The 20,203-nt window shown below is 44.2% G+C and carries 15 protein-coding genes; 6 read left to right on the top strand and 9 right to left on the bottom strand.

Features of this window, described 5'->3' with window-relative positions; genetic code table 11:
• Nucleotides 1–545: 545 nt before the first annotated feature.
• On the top strand, nt 546–1,526 hold the full coding sequence (gene glsA, locus NWP21_RS06060; RefSeq protein WP_280791983.1) for a glutaminase A: 981 nt from the start codon (nt 546–548) through the stop codon (nt 1,524–1,526).
• Here glsA and NWP21_RS06065 read toward each other — a convergent pair.
• Nucleotides 1,523–3,559 (bottom strand): family 10 glycosylhydrolase, encoded by a 2,037-nt coding sequence (locus tag NWP21_RS06065; RefSeq protein ID WP_280791984.1) that lies wholly within the window; start codon nt 3,557–3,559, stop codon nt 1,523–1,525. The two genes, glsA and NWP21_RS06065, sit on opposite strands and share 4 nt — an antisense overlap.
• 202 nt (nt 3,560–3,761) lie before the next feature.
• Here NWP21_RS06065 and NWP21_RS06070 point away from each other — a divergent pair, with 202 nt between their 5' ends.
• Nucleotides 3,762–4,223: a hypothetical protein gene (locus tag NWP21_RS06070; RefSeq protein WP_280791985.1), complete on the top strand. Its 462-nt coding sequence runs from the start codon at nt 3,762–3,764 to the stop codon at nt 4,221–4,223.
• 13 nt (nt 4,224–4,236) lie between these two features.
• Here the strand turns inward: NWP21_RS06070 and NWP21_RS06075 are convergent, their stop codons facing one another.
• The 7 genes from NWP21_RS06075 to hoxE all read right to left on the bottom strand — a co-directional run bounded on the left by NWP21_RS06075 (nt 4,237) and on the right by hoxE (nt 11,443).
• Complete coding sequence (locus NWP21_RS06075; protein WP_280791986.1) at nt 4,237–5,634, bottom strand: amidohydrolase; 1,398 nt, start codon at nt 5,632–5,634, stop codon at nt 4,237–4,239.
• 42 nt (nt 5,635–5,676) lie between these two features.
• Nucleotides 5,677–7,131 (bottom strand): Ni/Fe hydrogenase subunit alpha, encoded by a 1,455-nt coding sequence (locus NWP21_RS06080; protein WP_280791987.1) that lies wholly within the window; start codon nt 7,129–7,131, stop codon nt 5,677–5,679.
• Between the two features lie 86 nt (nt 7,132–7,217).
• Nucleotides 7,218–7,763 carry an oxidoreductase gene (locus NWP21_RS06085; RefSeq protein ID WP_280791988.1) on the bottom strand — a complete coding sequence of 182 codons (546 nt, stop codon included), beginning with the start codon at nt 7,761–7,763 and terminating at the stop codon, nt 7,218–7,220.
• Between the two features lie 76 nt (nt 7,764–7,839).
• Nucleotides 7,840–8,556, bottom strand: coding sequence for a bidirectional hydrogenase complex protein HoxU (hoxU, locus tag NWP21_RS06090; protein ID WP_280791989.1), 717 nt, complete (start codon nt 8,554–8,556; stop codon nt 7,840–7,842).
• Between the two features lie 160 nt (nt 8,557–8,716).
• Nucleotides 8,717–9,073 (bottom strand): hypothetical protein, encoded by a 357-nt coding sequence (locus NWP21_RS06095; RefSeq protein ID WP_280791990.1) that lies wholly within the window; start codon nt 9,071–9,073, stop codon nt 8,717–8,719.
• A gap of 260 nt (nt 9,074–9,333) precedes the next feature.
• Complete coding sequence (locus tag NWP21_RS06100; protein WP_280791991.1) at nt 9,334–10,917, bottom strand: NuoF family protein; 1,584 nt, start codon at nt 10,915–10,917, stop codon at nt 9,334–9,336.
• Nucleotides 10,904–11,443: a bidirectional hydrogenase complex protein HoxE gene (gene hoxE, locus NWP21_RS06105; protein WP_280791992.1), complete on the bottom strand. Its 540-nt coding sequence runs from the start codon at nt 11,441–11,443 to the stop codon at nt 10,904–10,906. Before hoxE ends, NWP21_RS06100 begins: the two co-directional genes overlap by 14 nt.
• Before the next feature lie 210 nt (nt 11,444–11,653).
• Between hoxE and NWP21_RS06110 the strand changes: the two genes are divergently transcribed.
• From NWP21_RS06110 to NWP21_RS06125, 4 genes are all read left to right on the top strand, one after another.
• Nucleotides 11,654–12,736 carry an ATP-dependent 6-phosphofructokinase gene (locus NWP21_RS06110; protein ID WP_271734953.1) on the top strand — a complete coding sequence of 361 codons (1,083 nt, stop codon included), beginning with the start codon at nt 11,654–11,656 and terminating at the stop codon, nt 12,734–12,736.
• Nucleotides 12,733–14,865 carry a heavy metal translocating P-type ATPase gene (locus tag NWP21_RS06115; RefSeq protein ID WP_280791993.1) on the top strand — a complete coding sequence of 711 codons (2,133 nt, stop codon included), beginning with the start codon at nt 12,733–12,735 and terminating at the stop codon, nt 14,863–14,865. The genes NWP21_RS06110 and NWP21_RS06115 overlap by 4 nt, the downstream gene beginning before the upstream one ends.
• A 678-nt stretch (nt 14,866–15,543) precedes the next feature.
• Nucleotides 15,544–18,948 carry a pre-peptidase C-terminal domain-containing protein gene (locus NWP21_RS06120; RefSeq protein ID WP_280791994.1) on the top strand — a complete coding sequence of 1,135 codons (3,405 nt, stop codon included), beginning with the start codon at nt 15,544–15,546 and terminating at the stop codon, nt 18,946–18,948.
• Nucleotides 18,949–19,337: 389 nt separating this feature from the next.
• On the top strand, nt 19,338–19,484 hold the full coding sequence (locus tag NWP21_RS06125; protein ID WP_280791995.1) for a hypothetical protein: 147 nt from the start codon (nt 19,338–19,340) through the stop codon (nt 19,482–19,484).
• Here the strand turns inward: NWP21_RS06125 and NWP21_RS06130 are convergent.
• Entirely contained in the window at nt 19,481–20,137 is a 657-nt protein-coding gene (locus NWP21_RS06130; protein ID WP_280791996.1) for a hypothetical protein, read from the bottom strand. The genes NWP21_RS06125 and NWP21_RS06130 overlap by 4 nt on opposite strands.
• Nucleotides 20,138–20,203: the final 66 nt, after the last annotated feature.

Raw genomic sequence — 20,203 nt, forward strand, 5'->3', positions numbered from 1 at the left:
TGTAACTGACTCAAGCTTTCATATGAAAATCTAATATTTCGGCGGTTTTTGATTAGTAATAACACTCCTGAGAGAAAACTGTATTTTAAGAAACATATAAATTTATTAAATATATGTTTGTCATATCTTTGTCAAAACTCCCTCAAAATGCTTGAGTATATTTCCTGGAGGAATTTTTGGGCTGCCCACGGAAAATCATCTGTAAGTCTACATACAAATATTTTGAATTTTAAGTTTGAATTTTAAATAGGCTAGCAGTCATGTTCTAGTGGTTAGTCATCTGATTAGGGGTTTACTAAATAAATGTACTTAGACTAATTTGATCTAAAAGTAGCATATTGTGGCTATATATGGAATTTAATTACTGAAAAACCACCATCATTTGGTAACTAAAAAGTATTTTTTTACAAATTAAAATCAATGATGAGAAAATTAAAAAAGCTTCACTGGCTTGAGCTAACAAAAAATAAAGTAGCGAAAATTACATATATTTTCGGTTGCTAGATTGACTTAAATATGATTTTCGAGAGAAGAATATTAGGCTCATGGCAAACAAAGCAAATCCAGAAAATGTAGAAATCGGTTCAGCGCCATTTTTAGCTGTTCTCAACGACTTATATTCCCAATACAAGTTACTCAAGGAGGGTACACTAGCAAACTATATTCCAGAACTGGCAAAGGTAAATCCAGAATTATTCAGCATTTGCATTGTCACAGTAGATGGTCAAAGGTACGAAGTCGGGGATAATCAACACCAATTTACTATCCAGTCCATTTCTAAGGTGTTTGCTTATGGACTGGCTTTAGAAGATCATGGACGGGATTATGTCTTAACTAAAGTGGGGGTTGAACCAACAGGAGACGCATTCAACGCCATTATTCTCGATGAACAATCGAAGCGACCTTATAACCCCATGGTAAATGCAGGTGCGATCGCCACTACCAGTTTAATTAAAGGGTCTGGTGCGACGGAACGCTTAAACCGGGTTCTGGATATGTTTCAGAAATACACCGGACAGAATGCACTGGTTGATATCTCAGTATTTACCTCTGAACGTAGTACGGGACATCGCAACCGCGCCATGGCACATTTAATGCTCAATTTTGGCATGATTGACCAAAACATTGAAGAAGTTTTGGATCTTTACTTTCAGCAGTGTGCTGTGATGGTAAATTGCCAGGATTTAGCGGTGATGGCGGCCACCCTTGCTAACAGAGGTATGAACCCGATTACAGGAGAACAAGCAATAGATAGTCGTTACATTAAAGATATTCTCAGCGTCATGTACACCTGCGGTATGTATAACTTTGCTGGGGAATGGGCTTACAAAGTTGGTATTCCGGCTAAAAGTGGGGTTTGTGGTGGAATTATGGCGGTTGTACCCCATAAAATGGGCATTGGGGTATTTTCGCCATTGTTAGATGTCCGTGGTAATAGTGTCCGGGGAGTGAAAGTGTGTGAGGAACTTTCCCAGCTATTAGGGTTACATTTATTTGAATGTTCAGGTGAGGGACTGAAATTTTAACTCACTGTAATTACCGCTCCCAGACTCTCATTCGCCAACCTATCAACAGCACACACTGCATAGGTTCCAGCTTGTTGCACCGTGGCGGTAGCTGGCGTGGCGTAGCCATAAGTTCCAGCAGATAAGACCCGCTGAAGTACCCAATTTTCACCAGTCTGTCGATAAAGTGTCCAAGAACGCACGGGTTGCTCATCGCCGGGTTCCCAACTTAGGCGACGATTATTAACTTGTAGTTCTCGGGGTGGTGGTGGTGGGTCTGTATTCTGCCATGACATAGTAGGTACTATGGCGGGGGTGGGATAAAGGGAATTGCGGAAACTGTCAGCAATTCCCTGACGGTTTTGATTAATGTGACTCATGCTAAAAAAGATATTACCCAGTGACAAGTTAGCAGCTAGGTTGCGAGTGATGGTAACTTGTTTGTTAATCTCTCCACTCTTCCAAGCTTTGCCATCAAGTTGACTAATATTGTTGCCTACATATATATGTCGCTGCTGAGGATTAATTTCTGTCCACCATTTTAGTAGTGTGGGATAACTTTGTGCGGTCTGGTCAATGCGCCAATAAAGTTGAGGGGCGATATAATCCACCCAACCTTGTTCTAACCATTTTTTAGCATCAGCATACAGTACACTATAAGCATCTAGGCCATTTATTCCTGGTGGTTGTCCAGGTCGGTAAATACCAAAGGGACTAATACCGAATTTGACGTGGGGCTTTATGGCTTTGATTCCTTGAAATAGCCGTAATACCATTTGATTCACGTTTTCCCGTCGCCAGTCACTTAAGCTGAGTTGACCACCAGTTGATCTATAAGCTGCATAGGTTTTACTATCGGGGAAGGTTTGACCCTCGATGGGATAGGGATAAAAATAATCATCCAAGTGAATGGCATCTATATCATAGCGTCGCACAACATCCATCATCACGTTGTACGCCCTATCCTGGACGATTTTGATTCCTGGGTCCATCCATAGTTGATTACCCCATTTGTAAACTACTTCGGGATTGGTCAAAGCTATATGGGGTCTGGCGTTGGGTCTAGCTGTGATGCTAGTTTTGGCCCGGTAGGGGTTGAACCAAGCATGAAGTTCAATATTACGTTGGTGACATTGAGCGATCGCAAATTCCAAAGGGTCATAAAATGGTTCTGGTGGTTTCCCTTGAGTTCCCGTCAACCAAGCGCTCCAGGGTTCTAGTTGGGAAGCATATAAAGCATCTCCTTCTGGTCGCACCTGCAAAATCAGGGCGTTGAAGTTGAGTGCTTGTAATCGGTCGAGAATTGCAATCAATTCAGCTTGCTGTTGTGCTGTTGAGAGTCCGGCTTTAGAGGGCCAGTCACTATTCCATACTGTTGTCACCCACGCCCCCCGAAACTCTCGCTGATGATTTACCTTGACAGTTTTAGGAGTATTGACAAGTTTTGGGGGAACTATGATATAATTAGATGATATTTTATCGGCTCTACCTAAGTAAACCAAAGCCTGATATACAATTACTGCCACTTCTGCACGGGTGGCTGGTAAAGTAGGGTTGAGTAACTTGGTGTTGGGGTAACTAGCTACTAATTCTGTTTGAGTAGCGATCGCCACTTGATTTCTAGCATAACCAGGGATTTTTTCCGCATCTTGATATATTTCTGGTAATTTACTCAGCAAGTCTGGTGGAACATCAATAGCTATTGCCAAACCATTGACTAAAGCAACTAAAGCATCGCCGCGGATAATTTTGTCATTGGGGCGGAAATTCCCGTCGGGATAACCAATAATAAATCCGCTTTCGTAAGCTTTTTTAATACCACTCACAGCCCAATGATTAGCCGGGAGATCAGCAAAGGGGACATAACGACGCTTTGCTGATACTGTAAATACTGCGGCAATTATAGCAGCAAACTCCGCACGAGTCACTGGGCTATCTGGTCGGAAACTGCCATCAGGATAGCCATTTAAAATTCGACGCACCGCTAATTCTTGGATGAATAAGCCGGCCCAATGATTTTGAACATCCGGGAAACGAGTAGAATTAGATATCATGACCGATATTAACTAACTTGGCTTCATTCTTACACTATTTGTTAATTTAACAACAGCAGACCCATAGCCACTGTGATACTGTATAAATTTTAATAATTTAAGTGACTTCTGTGTATTTTTGAGGATAAAAGTATGATGAACGCGGGATTCTGAATTCACTAGCTTAGATATGAATTTAAACAATTAGCCTACCATTGAAAAAGTGCGAAAACCTATAGTTTACACGTTATTTGTGCTTGGTTTATTGAGCGTTATAGCATTTGCTTATATCTGTAATTATCTCTCTGAACAAAAGCCTATAGTTAGGTGTCAGCAGTGGGTATTTCAGGAGGAAGGAGATCATAAATACTACGCACATCCTGATACATTAGTGGTTCAACCCTGGCGTGGACGACATCATGTCTATGCTATATTTTTAGTTCCCGCAGAATACGAACATGATGGATTGTTCACCTTAACAATGCCAGGTTCTTCTACTCACTGTGGACGGTCTCAGAAGATTGGCAAGGTTGTATCTGGAGTTGATGACAGTAATGATTATAATCGGGTGAGGGGATTTTTAAACACTCGAATTGCAGTACAATTTATTCTTCAAGGTAAGTTCAGTCAGTTAAGGGAACCGAAAAATTGGAGGTTGGGTTATTTTCAAAGTAAAGAGGCGTAAAGGTCAGCAGAGGCTATATGTCCATAACTTGGCGATAATGGGTTTGTATTTCTGCTACGGTTGGAGATTTGCGCTTTGTTTCCCACTGACTAACTTTAAATAATTCTTGCTGTAAATCATCTACTTTAATGGTGTTAACTTGACCATTGCTAACAATTTGCTTTCCGTTTACCCAAGCACTATGGACAACATTGATAGGACGACCTAATACTAATAAGCCAATGGGATCTGTTCGGGGTAGCAATGATAGACTGGTGAGATCATACATGACTAAATCGGCTTGTTTTCCTAGGGTGAGGGAACCAAGTTTGTCAGCTACATTCAGCCCTTTTGCGCCTCCTAGGGAGGCCATTTCTACAGATTTTCTGGGTGTGATCCAGTTGTGATAGTCTAGGTCTGTAGTGTTGTGTAAGATGGAACCGATTTTGATGGCTTCTAGTAAGTCTTGGGAATCATTACTGGAAGCACCATCACAACCAAAGGAAACATTTACCCCGGCTTGGAGATATTTTAAAATAGGGGCGATACCACTGCCTAAACGGAGGTTACTCAAGGGGTTATGCACAACTGTACATTCAGTTTGGGCGAGGATGGTGATATCGTTATTGTTTAACCAAACACAATGAGCCAAGGATGTGCGATCGCTTAAATATCCGATGCGTTGTAGATGCTGGACTGCGGTACAACCGTATTTTTCTTGGGCGAGTTTTTCCTGTGCTTTAGTTTCTAGTAAATGAGAGTGACGACAAAGATGATGGCGATCGCTTAACTCAATACATCCTATAAATAAACTATCGCTGCACAATTGTATCCCCGTTGGTGCCACCACAATACTTATACCCGCTTCAGGACGGTGAAATTGTCTGACTGCTTCCTCTATAATTTCCAAGGTAGCCGCAGTTGAGCGAAAATACGGTGCATGGTTTTGATTTGACTCTCCCCCAGGTATACCCGCGGTGAGGGACTGATCTTGAATCAGGGGTGCGATAAAAGCACGTATTCCCACTTCTTCATAAGCACGAACCGCAGTAGCGATAGTTTCTAACTCCTGTCCAGGAGTTAACACCAAATGGTCTACCACACTAGTACCACCAGAAAGTAAAGTTTCCACAGCGGTTCCCAAAGCACTCAGATAAACTTTTTCTAAATCCAGAGGCGCAAAGTCATATAATTCCCCTAACCATAATTCTAAAGGCAACATGGACATAATACCCCGTTGCCACATTTCCGATGAGTGGGTATGGGCGTTAAAGAAACCAGGGAGTAACAGCTTATTGCTACCATCAATGGTATTACCAACCACATCTAAATCCGGTGCTATGGCGGCTATCTTACCATTTATCACTTGTACATCTAGGGTAAGATAAGCATCCTCAATAGCAATTAAAACATTCTGAATGGTAAAATTCACGATTTTAACCTTGTTGACGGTTGATGGTTGAAGGTTGTTTCACTACTGGGTACGCCAAACCTGGTTGACAATTGTCCCATCTGGTGCTATGAGTTGCAGATGTAAGGGCATTTGCCCCACTGCATGGGTTGAGCAACTTAAACAAGGGTCAAAGGCTCTAATTCCCGCCTCTACCCGGTTTAACATTTCCGGGGAGATTTGCACACCGTTGACAAAATGGCGAGCAATTTGGGCGACTGTCCGATTCATAGCTAAGTTATTTTGACCTGTAGCAATTAATAAATTCACCCTTTGAAGTAAACCGTTTTCATCAACTTGATATTCATGAAATAGGGTTCCCCTGGGAGCTTCACTGACTCCCACCGCTGTTAATTGATTCACATCCCCATGGGCGCGCAGTCGGGTTGAAAGTAGGTGGGGGTCATCTAGTAGTTTTTCTATGTGTTCAATTGCTGCTAGGATTTCAATTAAGCGGGCGTAGTGATAGAAAAATGATGAGTTGGGGGTATTTTTAGTTCTGTCTCTAAACTCCCTTAATTCTGAGTCGGCTAAGGGTGTACCAATGTGACTACAGATATTTAATCGTGCTAGGGGTCCGACTCTGTAGATACCACTATTTAAATGACAGTGGTCTGTTTGGTCGGGGTAACCTAGTGGGCGATAGTAGGGAGATTTTAAATAGGAGTCGGGTTGTACTGCTTCCCCAATAAATTGTTGATAGTTGCTGGGGTCTAGTTGGTCGGCGATGATATTCCCGCCACTATCTACAAACCGGATATGTCCGTCGTAGTGTTCCCACAGACCTGCGGAGGTAACTAAACCCATAAATAAGGTGGGGAAGTTGCCAAAGGTTTGGATCTCTTGTTGGTAGTCTGTTAATATTGCTTTGAACCTACGGAGAGCCTGTAAAATTGTAGTGCGTGCTTCGGGGATGCGGTTTTGAATGTGGGTACGTCCCTCTGGTCGGAGAGCATCGCGCACTCCACCGGGAACGGCCCATGATGGGTGTATTTTCTGTCCTCCTAACTGAGCTATGATTTCTTGTCCAAATTGACGGAGGCGAATTCCCCCCCTGGCTAATTCTGGTTCTGCTGCAATTAAACCAAATATATTCCGGTCTGGGCGATCGCCATCCATTCCCAACAACAAATCTGGGGCGCTCAGGTGAAAGAAACTTAGAGCGTGGGACTGGATAATCTGAGCTAGGTTCATTAACCGCCGCAGCTTTTCGGCTGCGGGGGGGATTTTGACTGTTAAGATGTTATCCCCGGCTTTAGCGGAGGCTAATAGGTGACTAACTGGGCAAATTCCACACACACGGGCTGTAATTCCCGGCATTTCCCAAAAGGGGCGGCCTTCGCAAAATTTCTCAAATCCGCGAAATTCTGTGACATGAAAGCGAGCGTCGCTGACTTGTCCAGTATCATCTAAGTATATACTAATTTTGGCGTGTCCCTCTATGCGGGTTACGGGGTCGATGATAATTTTCTTAGACATGATTTAGACCAGATTTGTTGACGGTTGACGGTTCGACTTCGCTCACCGACCACGGTTGACTGTTGACTGTTGGCTGTGTTTTGCAATTAACCAAACTTAATCATGTCTCGCCCTGATAGTTGTGGTATTTCACCTTTGAGCAGGGGGTCTAATACGGATTTGATGCGATTAGCGTCAGGGGGACATCCTGGTAAATAAATATCCACAGGGACGACTTGATGTACTGGTACTACCCGGTCTAGTAGGGTGGGGACTATATCAGCATCGGAGGGAATGGCGGGGTAAAGGGGGTTGGCTTCTATGTAACAACGCTGGAGGACTGTTTGCGCGTCTCCCATGGGGTTACGTAAGGCTGTAACGTTACCGGTGACAGCACAATCACCGAAGGATACGAGAATTTGGGAACGCTCTCTGACTTTGTAAATCATTTTGAGGTGTTCTTGGTTAGCGATCGCCCCTTCTACTAAGACAACATCCACACCCCAGGGGTATTCTTTGGTGTCAGCAAAGGGACTGTAAACTAATTCTGCTTGTTTGGCTAGGTCAATTAACCATTCATCTAAATCGAGGAAGGACATATGACAACCCGAGCAACCACCTAACCAAACTGTAGCTAGTTTTAAAAGAGTCATAACTTCTCAGGGGAGGGGTGAATTTTTGAGGAGGGGAATTAACAGTCAACGGTTCGACTCCGCTCACCGACCACGGTTAACGGTTCCATTGTTGTTTTTGTCGAGCGGTGACTAGGAATTCCAACACTTGGCGATCGCTTTTCATTTCCCCCACGCTAGAACCCCGATTAAACAGAGCACCGGTGGGACAAGCGTTAACACATTTACCGCAAGAGGTACAACTTGAGGAACTCCCCCAGGGTTGGTTTAAGTCGGTAATTACATGGGAATTTGTTCCCCTCCCCGCCATATCCCAAGTATGGGCTCCTTCAATTTCATCACAAACACGGATGCAGCGAGTACATAAAACACATCTGTTGTGGTCAACGCCGAACAGATGATGGGAAACATCGACGGAGCGAGAGGGGAAATGATAGTTTAACCGCACATGATCCATACCCATCTCAATGGCTAAATCTTGTAATTCACAATTACCATTAGCTACACAAACTGAGCAAATGTGATTACCTTCTGCAAACAACATCTCTACAATGGTGCGCCGATAATTTTGTAGGCGCTGGGTGTGGGTTTGAATTTCCATCCCTTCGGCGACCTTCGTGACACAAGCTGGTAAAAGTTTATTGGTACCAGCAATTTCTACTAAACACAGGCGACAAGCTCCCACATCTGTTACCCCTTCTAGGTGACACAGGGTGGGAATATGAATCCCTGCTTCTTGGGCTGCTTGGAGTATGGTCTCTTCTTCACGGGCGCTAATTAATTCTTGATTAATTGTCAAAGTTTTGACAGCCATGGTATTATTGACGGTTGAGGGTTGAGGGTTGAGGAGATTTTGATATCAGGACTTACGCAAAACAGAACGAAAGCAGGGGTAATTCATGAATCACCCGTACATCAGAACTAGGTTTTTAGTCCAATTTTGCGTAAGTCCTAAGAAATTTTGATGTTTTGTATCAAGGACTGATAAAAGTAAGTGCCTGTCGAGCAGCTGAATTGACCTGAGACAGACAATCACCTTGAGAACGTGAACCTACGGAATATATATTTTTACAATTATTTCGATCTAAAGAAACTATACTACCTATATCCTCTACTGTTGTTTCTCCCCTTGTTATTGTATAACTTTTGCCTAATCTTGGAATACTAATCGTTAAGGTTCGAGATTCAGGAGTATTATCACCACCATTGTTATTTTGAGCTTGAGGTGTACCAGTACCAGTATTACTAGATGTACCTCCACTACAGGAAGTCAAAATTAATGCAGTGAGTAGAAATCCAAAAATCCTGTAGGTTGAAAAAGTATTTAGCATAAAGTGATTTTACAGATGTTTAATTATTTCACTGCCAACTCAGAAATCTCACTTACTGTCTTTATTATCAAGGTCTTGTGTTGGTTTTGTGATTGTACAACATCATAAGTTCCGTTGACAATCATTGCTTAGGGTATCCTATGTAACCTAACAGTGCAATTCTAGTGGACTTTTGCTATGAGACGGGTAATTTATTACTCGTCTGCTCAGTACTGATTTCTCCTGCGCTCTCTAGTTGGGTTTAGCGGACTTTACCCCACCTACTTGATTAATTCCAAATATTCATGACGGAAATAACGCAAGGTGCTAAATACTGGATTAGGTGCAGACTGTCCCAGACCGCACAAGCTGGTATGTTTAACCATGTCGCATAATTCCTCTAGTAGTTCTAAGTCTGTCTGGGTGGCTTTACCTTCACTGATGGCGGTTAATAACTGATACAGTTGTACCGTTCCCACCCGACAGGGAATGCACTTCCCACAGGACTCATCCATACAAAATTCCATAAAGTAGCGGGCCACATCTACCATGTTGGTGGTTTCATCCATGACAATCATCCCCCCAGAACCCATAATTGAACCTAGCTCAGTCAGAGATTCATAATCTACAGGGGTATCAAAAGCCGATGCAGGAATACATCCCCCGGAAGGTCCACCGGTTTGTACAGCTTTAACCACACCCCCTTCTGGTACACCACCCCCCATGACTTCAACAATCTGGTTGATGGTGGTTCCCATGGGTACTTCTATTAGACCTGTGTTACGGATTTTGCCGGCTAGGGCGAAAACTTTTGTACCTTTGCTTTTTGCAGTACCGATGCTGGCAAACCATCCAGCCCCATTACGGATAATTGGTGTAATATTAGCGTAGGTTTCGACGTTATTAATTAAGGTGGGGTAACCCCATAACCCTGATTCCGCTGGATAGGGGGGACGGGGGTGGGGAGTTCCCCGTTTACCTTCAATGGAAGCCATGAGGGCTGTTTCTTCACCGCAGACATAAGCTCCCGCACCAATGCGAATATCAATTTTAAAGTCAAAACTAGAGTCAAAAATTTGACTACCTAGTAAACCTAAGCTTTGGGCTTGACGGATGGCGGTTTGTAGGCGATGAATAGCTATAGGATATTCAGCCCGGATGTAGATGTAACCTTGGTTGGCTCCTACAGCATAGGCGGCGATCGCCATTCCTTCTAGTACTCGGTGGGGGTCACTTTCCAGAACACTCCTGTCCATAAACGCGCCGGGGTCACCTTCGTCGGCGTTACAGATGACATACTTTGGTACTCCTGGGGATTTAGCCACTGTTCCCCACTTGACCCCGGTGGGGTAACCAGCGCCTCCCCGTCCCCGTAAACCACTAGCGGTGACGGTATCTACTACCTGCTTGGGGGTCATTTCCCGGAGGACATGGTGGAGGGATTGATAACCAGATGCGGCGATATAAGATTGAATACGTTCTGGGTCAACCTTACCGCTATTTTCCAAAACAATGGGCATCTGGGATGTAAAAAATGGGTGATTTAAATCACCTTTTTTAACTGTGGTTTCTCCTCCTTGGAGTGCAGCAATAATTGAGGGTGCATCGTCGGGGGTGACTTGTTGGTACAGGGTGTGGTCATCTACCTGCACTAATGGCCCTTGACAGCACAGGCGCATACAGCCAACTCCACGCACATCTACTGTTTCTGTTAAATTCTCTGCTGTGACTGCTTGTTGTAAACGCTGTTTGACAGTTTGTGAATTAGCAGACAGACAACCGGCCGCTACACAGCAGCGGATTTCTATGGGTTTGCTGGCTGTTTTTTCTTTGTGGGCGATCGCTATTAATTCAGTTAGATCCATCTTTTAACCATCCTTTGATGTGATCCAGAACTAATTCGGGGGTTTGATACCCTATCACTGTTTTATCAAACACTACGGCGGGGGCGATTCCACAAGCACCTAGACATCTGGCGGTTTGCAGTGAAACTTGACCATCTGGGGATGTTTCACCGGGGCGAAGATGTATGGACTCTTCTAAACTTGTGAGGATAGCCTGAGCGCCTTTGACATAGCAAGCGGTACCAGTGCAAACTACACAGGTATGGAGGCCACTAGGTGCAAGGGAAAATAGATGATAAAAGGTGGCGACCCCATAAACCCGACTTGGTGGTAATTTCAGTGCGTGGGCGATATAAATTAAGACATCGTTTTCTAAATAACCAAAAAGTTCCTGTGCTTTATGCAGGATCTCAATTAGGGCATTTTGTTGATACTGATAGCGTTTAATATGGGCCGACAGAATTTTAAATCGCTTATCCCCTTGAGTAGTGGTTGCGGAGTGAGCTTTTGCTGTGTTGTTAGTTTGAACAGCAGAGGTTGGATTCATAATTGCTCTGGCTCCTCTTGGCCGGGATGACCCTAGTGTAACAATCAATCAGGGTGAGACAAAAACAATAAAAAAAATTGTAAGGAAAGTTAATCGGCACTCGCCAGATTGACGATGTAAACTTGATTTATTTGACTGTTGACTGTTGACGGGTGATGGGTGACGACCGAAAATAATATCGCCATGTTCTAGCCCGAATGTGTGATGACCATGAAAAAACGACTTGGTATTCTAACCAGTGGTGGTGACTGTCCCGGACTAAATGCGGTGATTCGAGCAGTGGTGCATCACGCCACCCTGACATATAACTGGGAGGTGGTGGGTATTCCTTATGCAACTAGAGGACTTTTAGACCGTGAAGCTACTCCATTGAGTATACATGGTTTAGACTTGCGTGGTATTGACCCTTTGCTGAATATGGGGGGGACAATTTTGGGTAGTATTAATAAAGGTGATACTCTAGCTCATGTAGAAGAGATTGTTGCTGGATACTATGCTTTAGGATTAGATGCTTTGATTGGCATCGGTGGGGATGGTAGCTTGGCAATTCTCTATCAACTCCAAAGTCAAGGAAACTGGGAATTTATCGGTATTCCTAAAACTATTGATAATGATGTGGGACAGACCCAAAGAGTTGTAGGTTTCGATACGGCGGTAAATACTGTTGTTGATGCGCTCAATCGTTTGACTTTTACTGCTTGTAGTCATGACCGGGTGATGATTGTGGAAGTGATGGGGCGCAATGCGGGACATTTAGCCCTACAATCGGGTATTGCGGGGGGTGCGGATGTGATTTTAATTCCTGAGATTCCCTATTCTATTGGGGGTGTGTGTGAGCATTTAGAACGGCTACGCCACAGGGGACGTAGGTTTGCTATTGTAGTTGTGGCTGAAGGTATTCAAGTGGCTACAGATTCATCTGCTTATACATCCTGTGATAGCGCGGTACCGCTGCGAGTAGAACGCCCTTCGTGTGGTATGGGTCAATATATTGCTGATGAGATTCGCGCCCTCACCCACGATCTTGATGTTCGGGTATCTGTCTTAGGACATATTCAACGCGGTGGTATTCCTTCGGCTTTAGACCGTTTGATAGCTACGGCTTTCGGTAAAGCTGCGGTAGATTTATTAGCTAATGGACAATCTGGGCAGATGGTAGCTTGGCAAAATGGTCAGGTTGTTGCTGTTCCTTTAGAAGCGGTTTTGGCTGAGAGTCCTTGTCTGGTAAATCCTCATAACTTTTTAGTGCAAACAGCGCGATCGCTCGGTACTTACATTGGCCATCACCCATGATTACCAGCAATATTACATCTACGTTTAGCAGTCAGCCGGGGGGTGACAAATCCAACTATCAGATAGTACATCAAATTCCGGGCAGAATCAGATTGCGGACTACCCTAGATTTGGTCTGTGTGCAAGAGTTACTAGAGTCTGATGGTCGGATTTTAGCAGTACGTGTTAATCCCTGGTGCAGTTCTGTGGCAGTTCAATATCAAGTGTCTGATGTTCAGAGTAGTTTAATACCAGACTATATAGTAAGTTTACTGCATAAAGCCAAGAACTATAAAAGTAAAAATATCCGTAAAAAAGCCGATTATCCCCGGCAATTACCAATCTTAGCTACTGTTTTGGCAGTGTTGCGCTTAGGTTTACCCATTCCCAGGGTGATAATTGCTGCTACATTAGCACTGGCAGTTTTACCCATTGCTGAACGGGCTTATACTAGTATTAGCCGGGAAGGAAAGTTAAATATAGATTGTCTAGATTTAATGGCGATCGCCTTAACTTCTATCCAAGGTAATCTGTTAACACCAGCGTTATTAATTATCCTGCATCAAATTGGCGATATGATGCGCGATCGCACAGCCAGGGTTACGGAAAATCGCGCCGCGGACTTATTAAATTCCCTAGGAAATTACGCCTGGGTAAAACAACCGAATGGGGAAATACAACGCCTGTCAATTACCGAGGTACAACCCCAAGATACAGTGATAGTATATCCTGGTGAACAAATCCCCGTCGATGGCAAAATCCTACAGGGGGAGGCGATTATTGACCAACAAAGGCTGACGGGTGAATCCATGCCGATTTTACGTCAAGTGGGACAAGCAGTTTATGCCTCTACCCTGGTACGGGAAGGAGAAATTTACATCCAAACCCAAGGGGTGGGCGCTGCTACTCGTGCTGGGGCGAGTATAGAATTAGTCAAAAAAGCTCCTGTTCATGATACACGCATGGGTAATTATGCGGCTAACATTGCCGAAAAAGCGGTATTACCAGCCTTGATTTTGGCGGCAATAGTGTTAATTATTACTCGTGACCCGTCCAAAGCTGCATCTATCATCACCTTAGATTTTGTCACCGGGATTCGCGTAGCTCTCCCTACAACTTTCTTAGCAGCTCTACACCACGCTACGAGACATGGTGTCTTGATCCGCAGTGGTGGTGCTCTGGAAAAATTAGCGCAGGTTGATACTCTAGTATTTGATAAAACCGGTACTTTAACTAAGGGTGATGTGGAAGTTGTAGCTGTGGAAACCGTAGATCAAGGTATATCTGCTCACCGTCTGTTAACATTAGCTGCATCTGCAGAACAACATATTACGCACCCAGCAGCTAACGCCCTAGTGACATACGCCCAAGCACAAGGTGTAGAAATTTTACCACGACAAGAATTTGTTTATGAAGTTGGGTTAGGGGTGCGCTGTCTGGTTGATGGTGAACAGGTTATTGTAGGAAGCGATCGCTTTTTGCGTCAGTGTGGTATTTTTCCCCGGCTTTTAAACTACCATATTTCTGCCCATGATTCTTGTCTGTATGTGGGGATTAATCAGGAGTTTCAAGGAATTATCGCCTATACAGACCCCCTGCGTCCAGAAAGTGCGGAAGTAATTAAGAAACTGCACTCTGAATATGGTATGGAAATACATTTACTTACAGGGGATAATCAGCAAAGGGCTATAGCTGTAGCTAAAGAAGCTGATATTTACCCCTCCCTAGTTCATGCTGAAGCGTTCCCAGAACAAAAAGCGGAAATTATCCAGAAAATCCACGCATCGGGTAAAACTGTGGCTTTCACCGGGGATGGTTTAAATGATTCTATTGCTTTAGCCTATGCTGATGTGGCGATTTCCTTTGGCGGAGGTTCTGAAGTAGCTAGAGAAACAGCTGATGTGGTGCTGATGGATGATAATTTGACCAGTTTTATAGAAGCAATTGCGATCGCCCGTGAAACCGCAGCGGTTGTTAAACAAAATATTGGTTTAGTGGTATTCCCTAATTTAGCGGCTTTAGGACTAACTATTACCCTAGGGTTGCATCCCTTAGCAGCGACCCTGATTCATAATGGTTCGGCAATTTTAGCTGGATTAAATGGGTTGCGTCCTTTGTGGCACCAAGACCCACCACGACATGATTGTTGACTGTTGACTGTTGACTGTTGACTGACAAAACGCCAGTGCGATCGTCGGTGAAACCGCAGCAGTTTAGACCACCGGGAGCCAGGGGTTAGAAACCCCTGTCTGATAGCTTAAGTCGGATAAATCCGACTGGGTGTTAACTGTTGACGGTTGACGGTTGACGGTTGACGGGTCAGGGTTTAAAAGCTACAAGCACCGGGAGCCTGGGGTTAGAGCCTGGGGTTAGAAACCCCTGTCTGATAGCTTAAGTCGGATAAATCCGACTGGGTGTTAACTGTTGACGGTGGTCGGTGAGCGGAGTCGAACCGTTGACGGTTGACGGGTCAGGGTTTAAAAGCTACAAGCACCGGGAGCCTGGGGTTAGAAACCCCTGTCTGATAGCTTAAGTCGGATAAATCCGACTGGGTATTAATTCTGACATCAATAATACAAGTAACGGCGATCGCCCCTTGATTGGATATATGGTTTATCTTCTCAAATATCTATCTTTAGATAGATGACAAAATTAGCTAAATAGTATCACTGAGTCGTTAGTATCAAAAAAAGTATATTTTACCGATAAAAGTTAAATAATTCTGAATATTTGTTGTAATATGAAGTTTAATTAAGCCTGGTGAATATCTGAATTTTTATACTCCAGATATTCTTTATTTTATCGAGTACTTATAACACCTTAAATCTATGTCTATTACTTCCAATGACAACTTTCTCAATGCCATCATCATTAATGGCAGAAATATCATCACCGGTAGTAACGTCGGCTTTACTGGGGAAATAGGGGAACCAGCCCAGAGTGGAGTGATGAACTCCTCTTGGTGGAGTTGGACTGCCCCAGCTACTACCCAAGTTAGTATAGATACTATTGGCAGTGATTTTGATACGGTGTTATCTGTATTCACTGGTAATACTGTGGATGGTTTGACATTAGTAGCACAGAATGATGACTTGGGGGTAAATAATAGTGAACAAAGCCGTGTACGTTTTAACGTCACTCCCGAAACTACCTATTACCTAGCGGTGGATGGTTATGGTAGTGAAACAGGCAATATCACCCTCAATGTTTTTCCCTTCAGCAATTACGACACCACTGGCAATGCTTATGGTGTACAAGTAGTGGGGAACTACGCCTATATCGCTAATGGGTTGGGAGGATTGCAAATAATAGATATCAGTGACCCCGCTAACCCCACCTTCACCGGGGTTTACAATACCATTGGCGATGCTGAGGGTGTACAAGTAGTGGGGAACTACGCCTATGTGGCTGATGGGAGTGCAGGATTGCAAATCATCGATATCAGTGACCCTGCTAACCCCACCCGCACCGGCGTTTACAATACCACTGGCGATGCTGAGGGTGTACAAGTAGTGGGGAACTACGCCTATGTGGCTGATGGGAGTGCAGGATTGCAAATCATAGATATCAGCAACCCGGCTAACCCCACCCGCACCGGCGTTTACGACACCACTGGCTCTGCTTATGATGTACAAGTAGTGGGGAACTACGCCTATGTGGCTGATGGGAGTGCAGGATTGCAAATCATAGATATCAGGAACCCCGCTAACCCCACCCGCACCGGGGTTTACGATACCACTGGTGGTGCTAGGGATGTACAGGTAGTGGGGAACTATGCCTATGTCGCTGATGGGAGTGCAGGATTGCAAATCATAGATATCAGGAACCCCGCTAACCCCACCCGCACCGGTGGTTACGATACCACTGGCGTTTCTCTGGGTGTACAAGTAGTGGGGAACTACGCCTATGTCACTGATGAGGCTGCTGCTAGTGGTTATCCAGGATATGGTTATCCAGGATTGCAAACTTATTCAGGATTGCAAATAATAGATATCAGCGACCCTGCTAACCCCACCAACACCGGCAGTTACAGGACTTCTGGCTCTGCTAGGGATGTACAGGTAGTGGGGAACTACGCCTATGTCGCTGATAGTTCTGCAGGATTGCGAATAATAGATATCAGGAACCCCGCTAACCCCACCAACACCGGCGTTTACGATACCTCTGGCGTTTCTCAGGATCTACAAGTGGTGGGGAACTACGCCTATGTCGCTGATGGGAGTGCAGGATTGCGAATAATAGATATCAGTGACCCCGCTAGACCCATCCGCACCGGTGGTTACGATACCACTGGCTCTGCTAGGGATGTACAAGTAGTGGGGAACTACGCCTATGTCGCTGATAGTGCAGGATTGCAAGTCATAGATATCGGCGACCCAGCTAGACCCATCCGCACCGGTGGTTACGATACCACTGGCTCTGCTATGGGTGTACAGGTAGTGGGGAACTACGCCTATGTGACTGATATTTCTGTTGCTAGTTATCCAGGATATGGTTATTCAGGATCCCAAACTTATTCAAGATTGCAAATAATAGATATCAGCGACCCTGCTAACCCCACCCTCACCGGTAGTTACACGACCTCTGGCTCTGCTAGGGATGTACAAGTGGTGGGAAACTACGCCTATGTCGCTGATAGTTCTGCAGGATTGCAAGTCATAGATATTAGCGACCCGGCTAACCCCACCCGCACCGGTGGTTACGATACCACTGGCTCTGCTATGGGTGTACAAGTAGTGGGGAACTACGCCTATGTCGCTGATTATGAAGCAGGATTGCAAATCATAGATATCAGCAAGCCAACTAACCCCACCCGCACCGGTGGTTACGATACCACTGGCTATGCTTTTGGTGTACAAGTAGTGGGGAACTACGCCTATGTCGCTGATTATGAAGCAGGATTGCAAATCATAGATATCAGCAACCCGGCTAACCCCACCCCCACGGGCGTTTTTGATACCACTGGCTATGCTTATGGTGTACAAGTAGTGGGGAACTACGCCTATGTCGCTGATTATGAAGCAGGATTGCAAATTATTGATGTGAGTCAGTTTACTCAAGCATCTATAGGGATAGTCGCTCCCACCAATGCAGTACAGTCAGAAGGTAACGAAGGTACTACCCCCTTCACCTTCACAGTTACCCGCATCGGAGACACCACAGGTACAAGTAGTGCTAACTGGGCGGTGACAGGTACAGGTAACAACCCCGCTAACTCCGCCGATTTTGGCGGAACCCTCCCCACGGGTACGGTTGAGTTTGCAGATGGGGAAACATCTCAAGTAATTACAGTCAATGTGCCAGGTGATAGGGTAGTAGAACCAGAGGAAACTTTTACCGTTACCCTATCTAACCCCAGTAACGCCACCATTAACACCGCCACAGCTACCGGGACAATTGAAAATGATGATACACCACCGGTGCAGGGCGATCGCCAACAAATTACATCATTAGATAATTTAATGACTCTCCCCGGTGGTAACGTATCTATTCCCCTGTTCTATAATACCTCCACTGGTGAGAATGCCCTTGCGGGTATTAGTCTGCGGTTGCACTACAATTCTAATGAATTGAGCTTCCAAACTGCAGAAAACCTCTTTACTAACGATCTATTCGTTCCACTGGCAGATTTACCTGATAGTGGGGACTTTGACAATGACCCCGAAAGCGATCGCTATATCCAATTTGGGTATACTAGCTTTACTGCTAGTTGGCCTGGTCAAACCCTACCATTAAACTTAGGAGATTTTAACTTTACCACCACTGCTAACTTTGCCGGAACTCAACTTAATCTTACTTCCGATAATTTAGCCCCTGGTTATAGCCTAGAAGCAGACCCGATTTTAGTCAGTAAGCAGGAGTGGAATTTTGATATTGACGGAAACGGAGAAATTAAAGCCCTTTCCGATGGGATTATGATAGTACGCCATCTGTTTGGTTCTACTGCTTTCCCTGGTGAAAAATTAACTGAAGGTGCGATCGCTCCTAACGCTACTCGCAACCTAGCAGAAATTCAAGCCTACTTACAACAGGGGGTAGATAACCAATACCTAGATATTGACGGGAATGGAGAAATTAAAGCCCTTTCCGATGGGATTATGATAGTACGCCATCTGTTTGGTTCTACTGCTTTCCCTGATGAAAAATTAACTCAAGGTGCGATTGCTCCTGATGCTACCAGGGATTTAGGGCAGATACAAGCACATTTAACTCAGTTCAGCACTGTAATATAGATGACGGTTGACGGTTGACGGTTGACTGTTGACGGTTGACGGTTGACTGTTGACTGTTGACTGACAAAACGCCAGTGCGATTGCTACGCAGTACCCAAAGCGATCGCTTTTATTAGTGACTCATATCCCCGACTTCTGACTATGATCTTGTCAGGTAGTTATAAATTTTCGTAGAAGTCGGGGATATTGCCCTTCTGGTGATGAAAATTACATATCAACATTTATTAAACAAGCTTTCAAAATACAGACAACCTCTTGAGTACCTTAATATAGATGACGGGTGACAAGCTAGTGCGATCGCCCGTGAAACCGCAGCGGTAATTAAACAAAATATTGGTTTAGTAATATTCCCCAATTTAGCGGCTTTAGGACTAACTATTACCCTAGGGTTGCATCCCTTAGCAGCGACCCTGATTCATAATGGTTCGGCAATTTTAGCTGGATTAAATGGGTTGCGTCCCCTCATCCACCAAGACCCACCAGGGGTAAGTAATGCTTGGGACTATAGGTATTTTGATTGGCAGATTATACTTTAATTCAGAGGATTATTCAGCACAAAAAGGCTGACTTTTGCTTTCAGTTTTTCTTGAGCCTTAATCTTCATTCCTTCTGCTTTGGCTTCCGCCATTTCTATTTCCTTCTTAATGTTTTCTTTGTTGGCATGAGATATACTAGCATCAATCACAAAACCTATTATGAATACTAATAGACCTATAATAAAAGCGAAACCAGCAATATCGGCAGCCGATGCAGAAAAGGCAAAAAATACACTAAATATCAACAAGAGGCAACCACAACCAGATAGAACGAAATATTTACTTTCCGCCTCTTGTTTGGCTTTGGTCAGAAATGCCTCTGCTTTTTTTTCAGTTTCGGATACTTCCTCTATATAAGTACCAATTGTAGAGATAAATTTATTCAGAAATGAACGGTGTTTTTCCTTAGATAAATCTAGTGTTATGCTAGCTAACTTTTTAATAACCTCTAGAATTTTATAGATATCTTCAGCTTTCCAAGATGTACCACAATCCATACAAACATTAGCATTTTTAGCCTCCCCTGTCACTGCACCTATTGCACCACCTACAATCCCAAATAAAACCCAACCAGTAACGGCTCGCCCCCAATTTACTTGAGTTTCCTTTTTGAGTTGAATGTGAGTAGAACCACAATTAGGACAATTAGCCATATTTTTCTGAATATTCCAACAAAGGTATAATAATAGACAGGATTTTTTGTGGCAACTAAGGAGTAT

Source organism: Anabaenopsis sp. FSS-46 (assembly GCF_029891665.1).
GTDB lineage: Bacteria > Cyanobacteriota > Cyanobacteriia > Cyanobacteriales > Nostocaceae > Anabaenopsis > Anabaenopsis arnoldii.

Bases quoted from the DNA above. Each gene is read 5' to 3' on its own strand.
- NWP21_RS06115 (WP_280791993.1), top strand. From the start codon at position 12,733: ATGATTACCAGCAATATTACATCTACGTTTAGCAGTCAGCCGGGGGGT.
- NWP21_RS06065 (WP_280791984.1), bottom strand. From the start codon at position 3,559: ATGATATCTAATTCTACTCGTTTCCCGGATGTTCAAAATCATTGGGCC.
- NWP21_RS06100 (WP_280791991.1), bottom strand. From the start codon at position 10,917: ATGGATCTAACTGAATTAATAGCGATCGCCCACAAAGAAAAAACAGCC.
- NWP21_RS06080 (WP_280791987.1), bottom strand. From the start codon at position 7,131: ATGTCTAAGAAAATTATCATCGACCCCGTAACCCGCATAGAGGGACAC.
- hoxE (WP_280791992.1), bottom strand. From the start codon at position 11,443: ATGAATCCAACCTCTGCTGTTCAAACTAACAACACAGCAAAAGCTCAC.
- NWP21_RS06130 (WP_280791996.1), bottom strand. From the start codon at position 20,137: ATGGCTAATTGTCCTAATTGTGGTTCTACTCACATTCAACTCAAAAAG.
- NWP21_RS06085 (WP_280791988.1), bottom strand. From the start codon at position 7,763: ATGACTCTTTTAAAACTAGCTACAGTTTGGTTAGGTGGTTGCTCGGGT.
- NWP21_RS06095 (WP_280791990.1), bottom strand. From the start codon at position 9,073: ATGCTAAATACTTTTTCAACCTACAGGATTTTTGGATTTCTACTCACT.
- glsA (WP_280791983.1), top strand. From the start codon at position 546: ATGGCAAACAAAGCAAATCCAGAAAATGTAGAAATCGGTTCAGCGCCA.
- NWP21_RS06120 (WP_280791994.1), top strand. From the start codon at position 15,544: ATGTCTATTACTTCCAATGACAACTTTCTCAATGCCATCATCATTAAT.
- NWP21_RS06110 (WP_271734953.1), top strand. From the start codon at position 11,654: ATGAAAAAACGACTTGGTATTCTAACCAGTGGTGGTGACTGTCCCGGA.
- hoxU (WP_280791989.1), bottom strand. From the start codon at position 8,556: ATGGCTGTCAAAACTTTGACAATTAATCAAGAATTAATTAGCGCCCGT.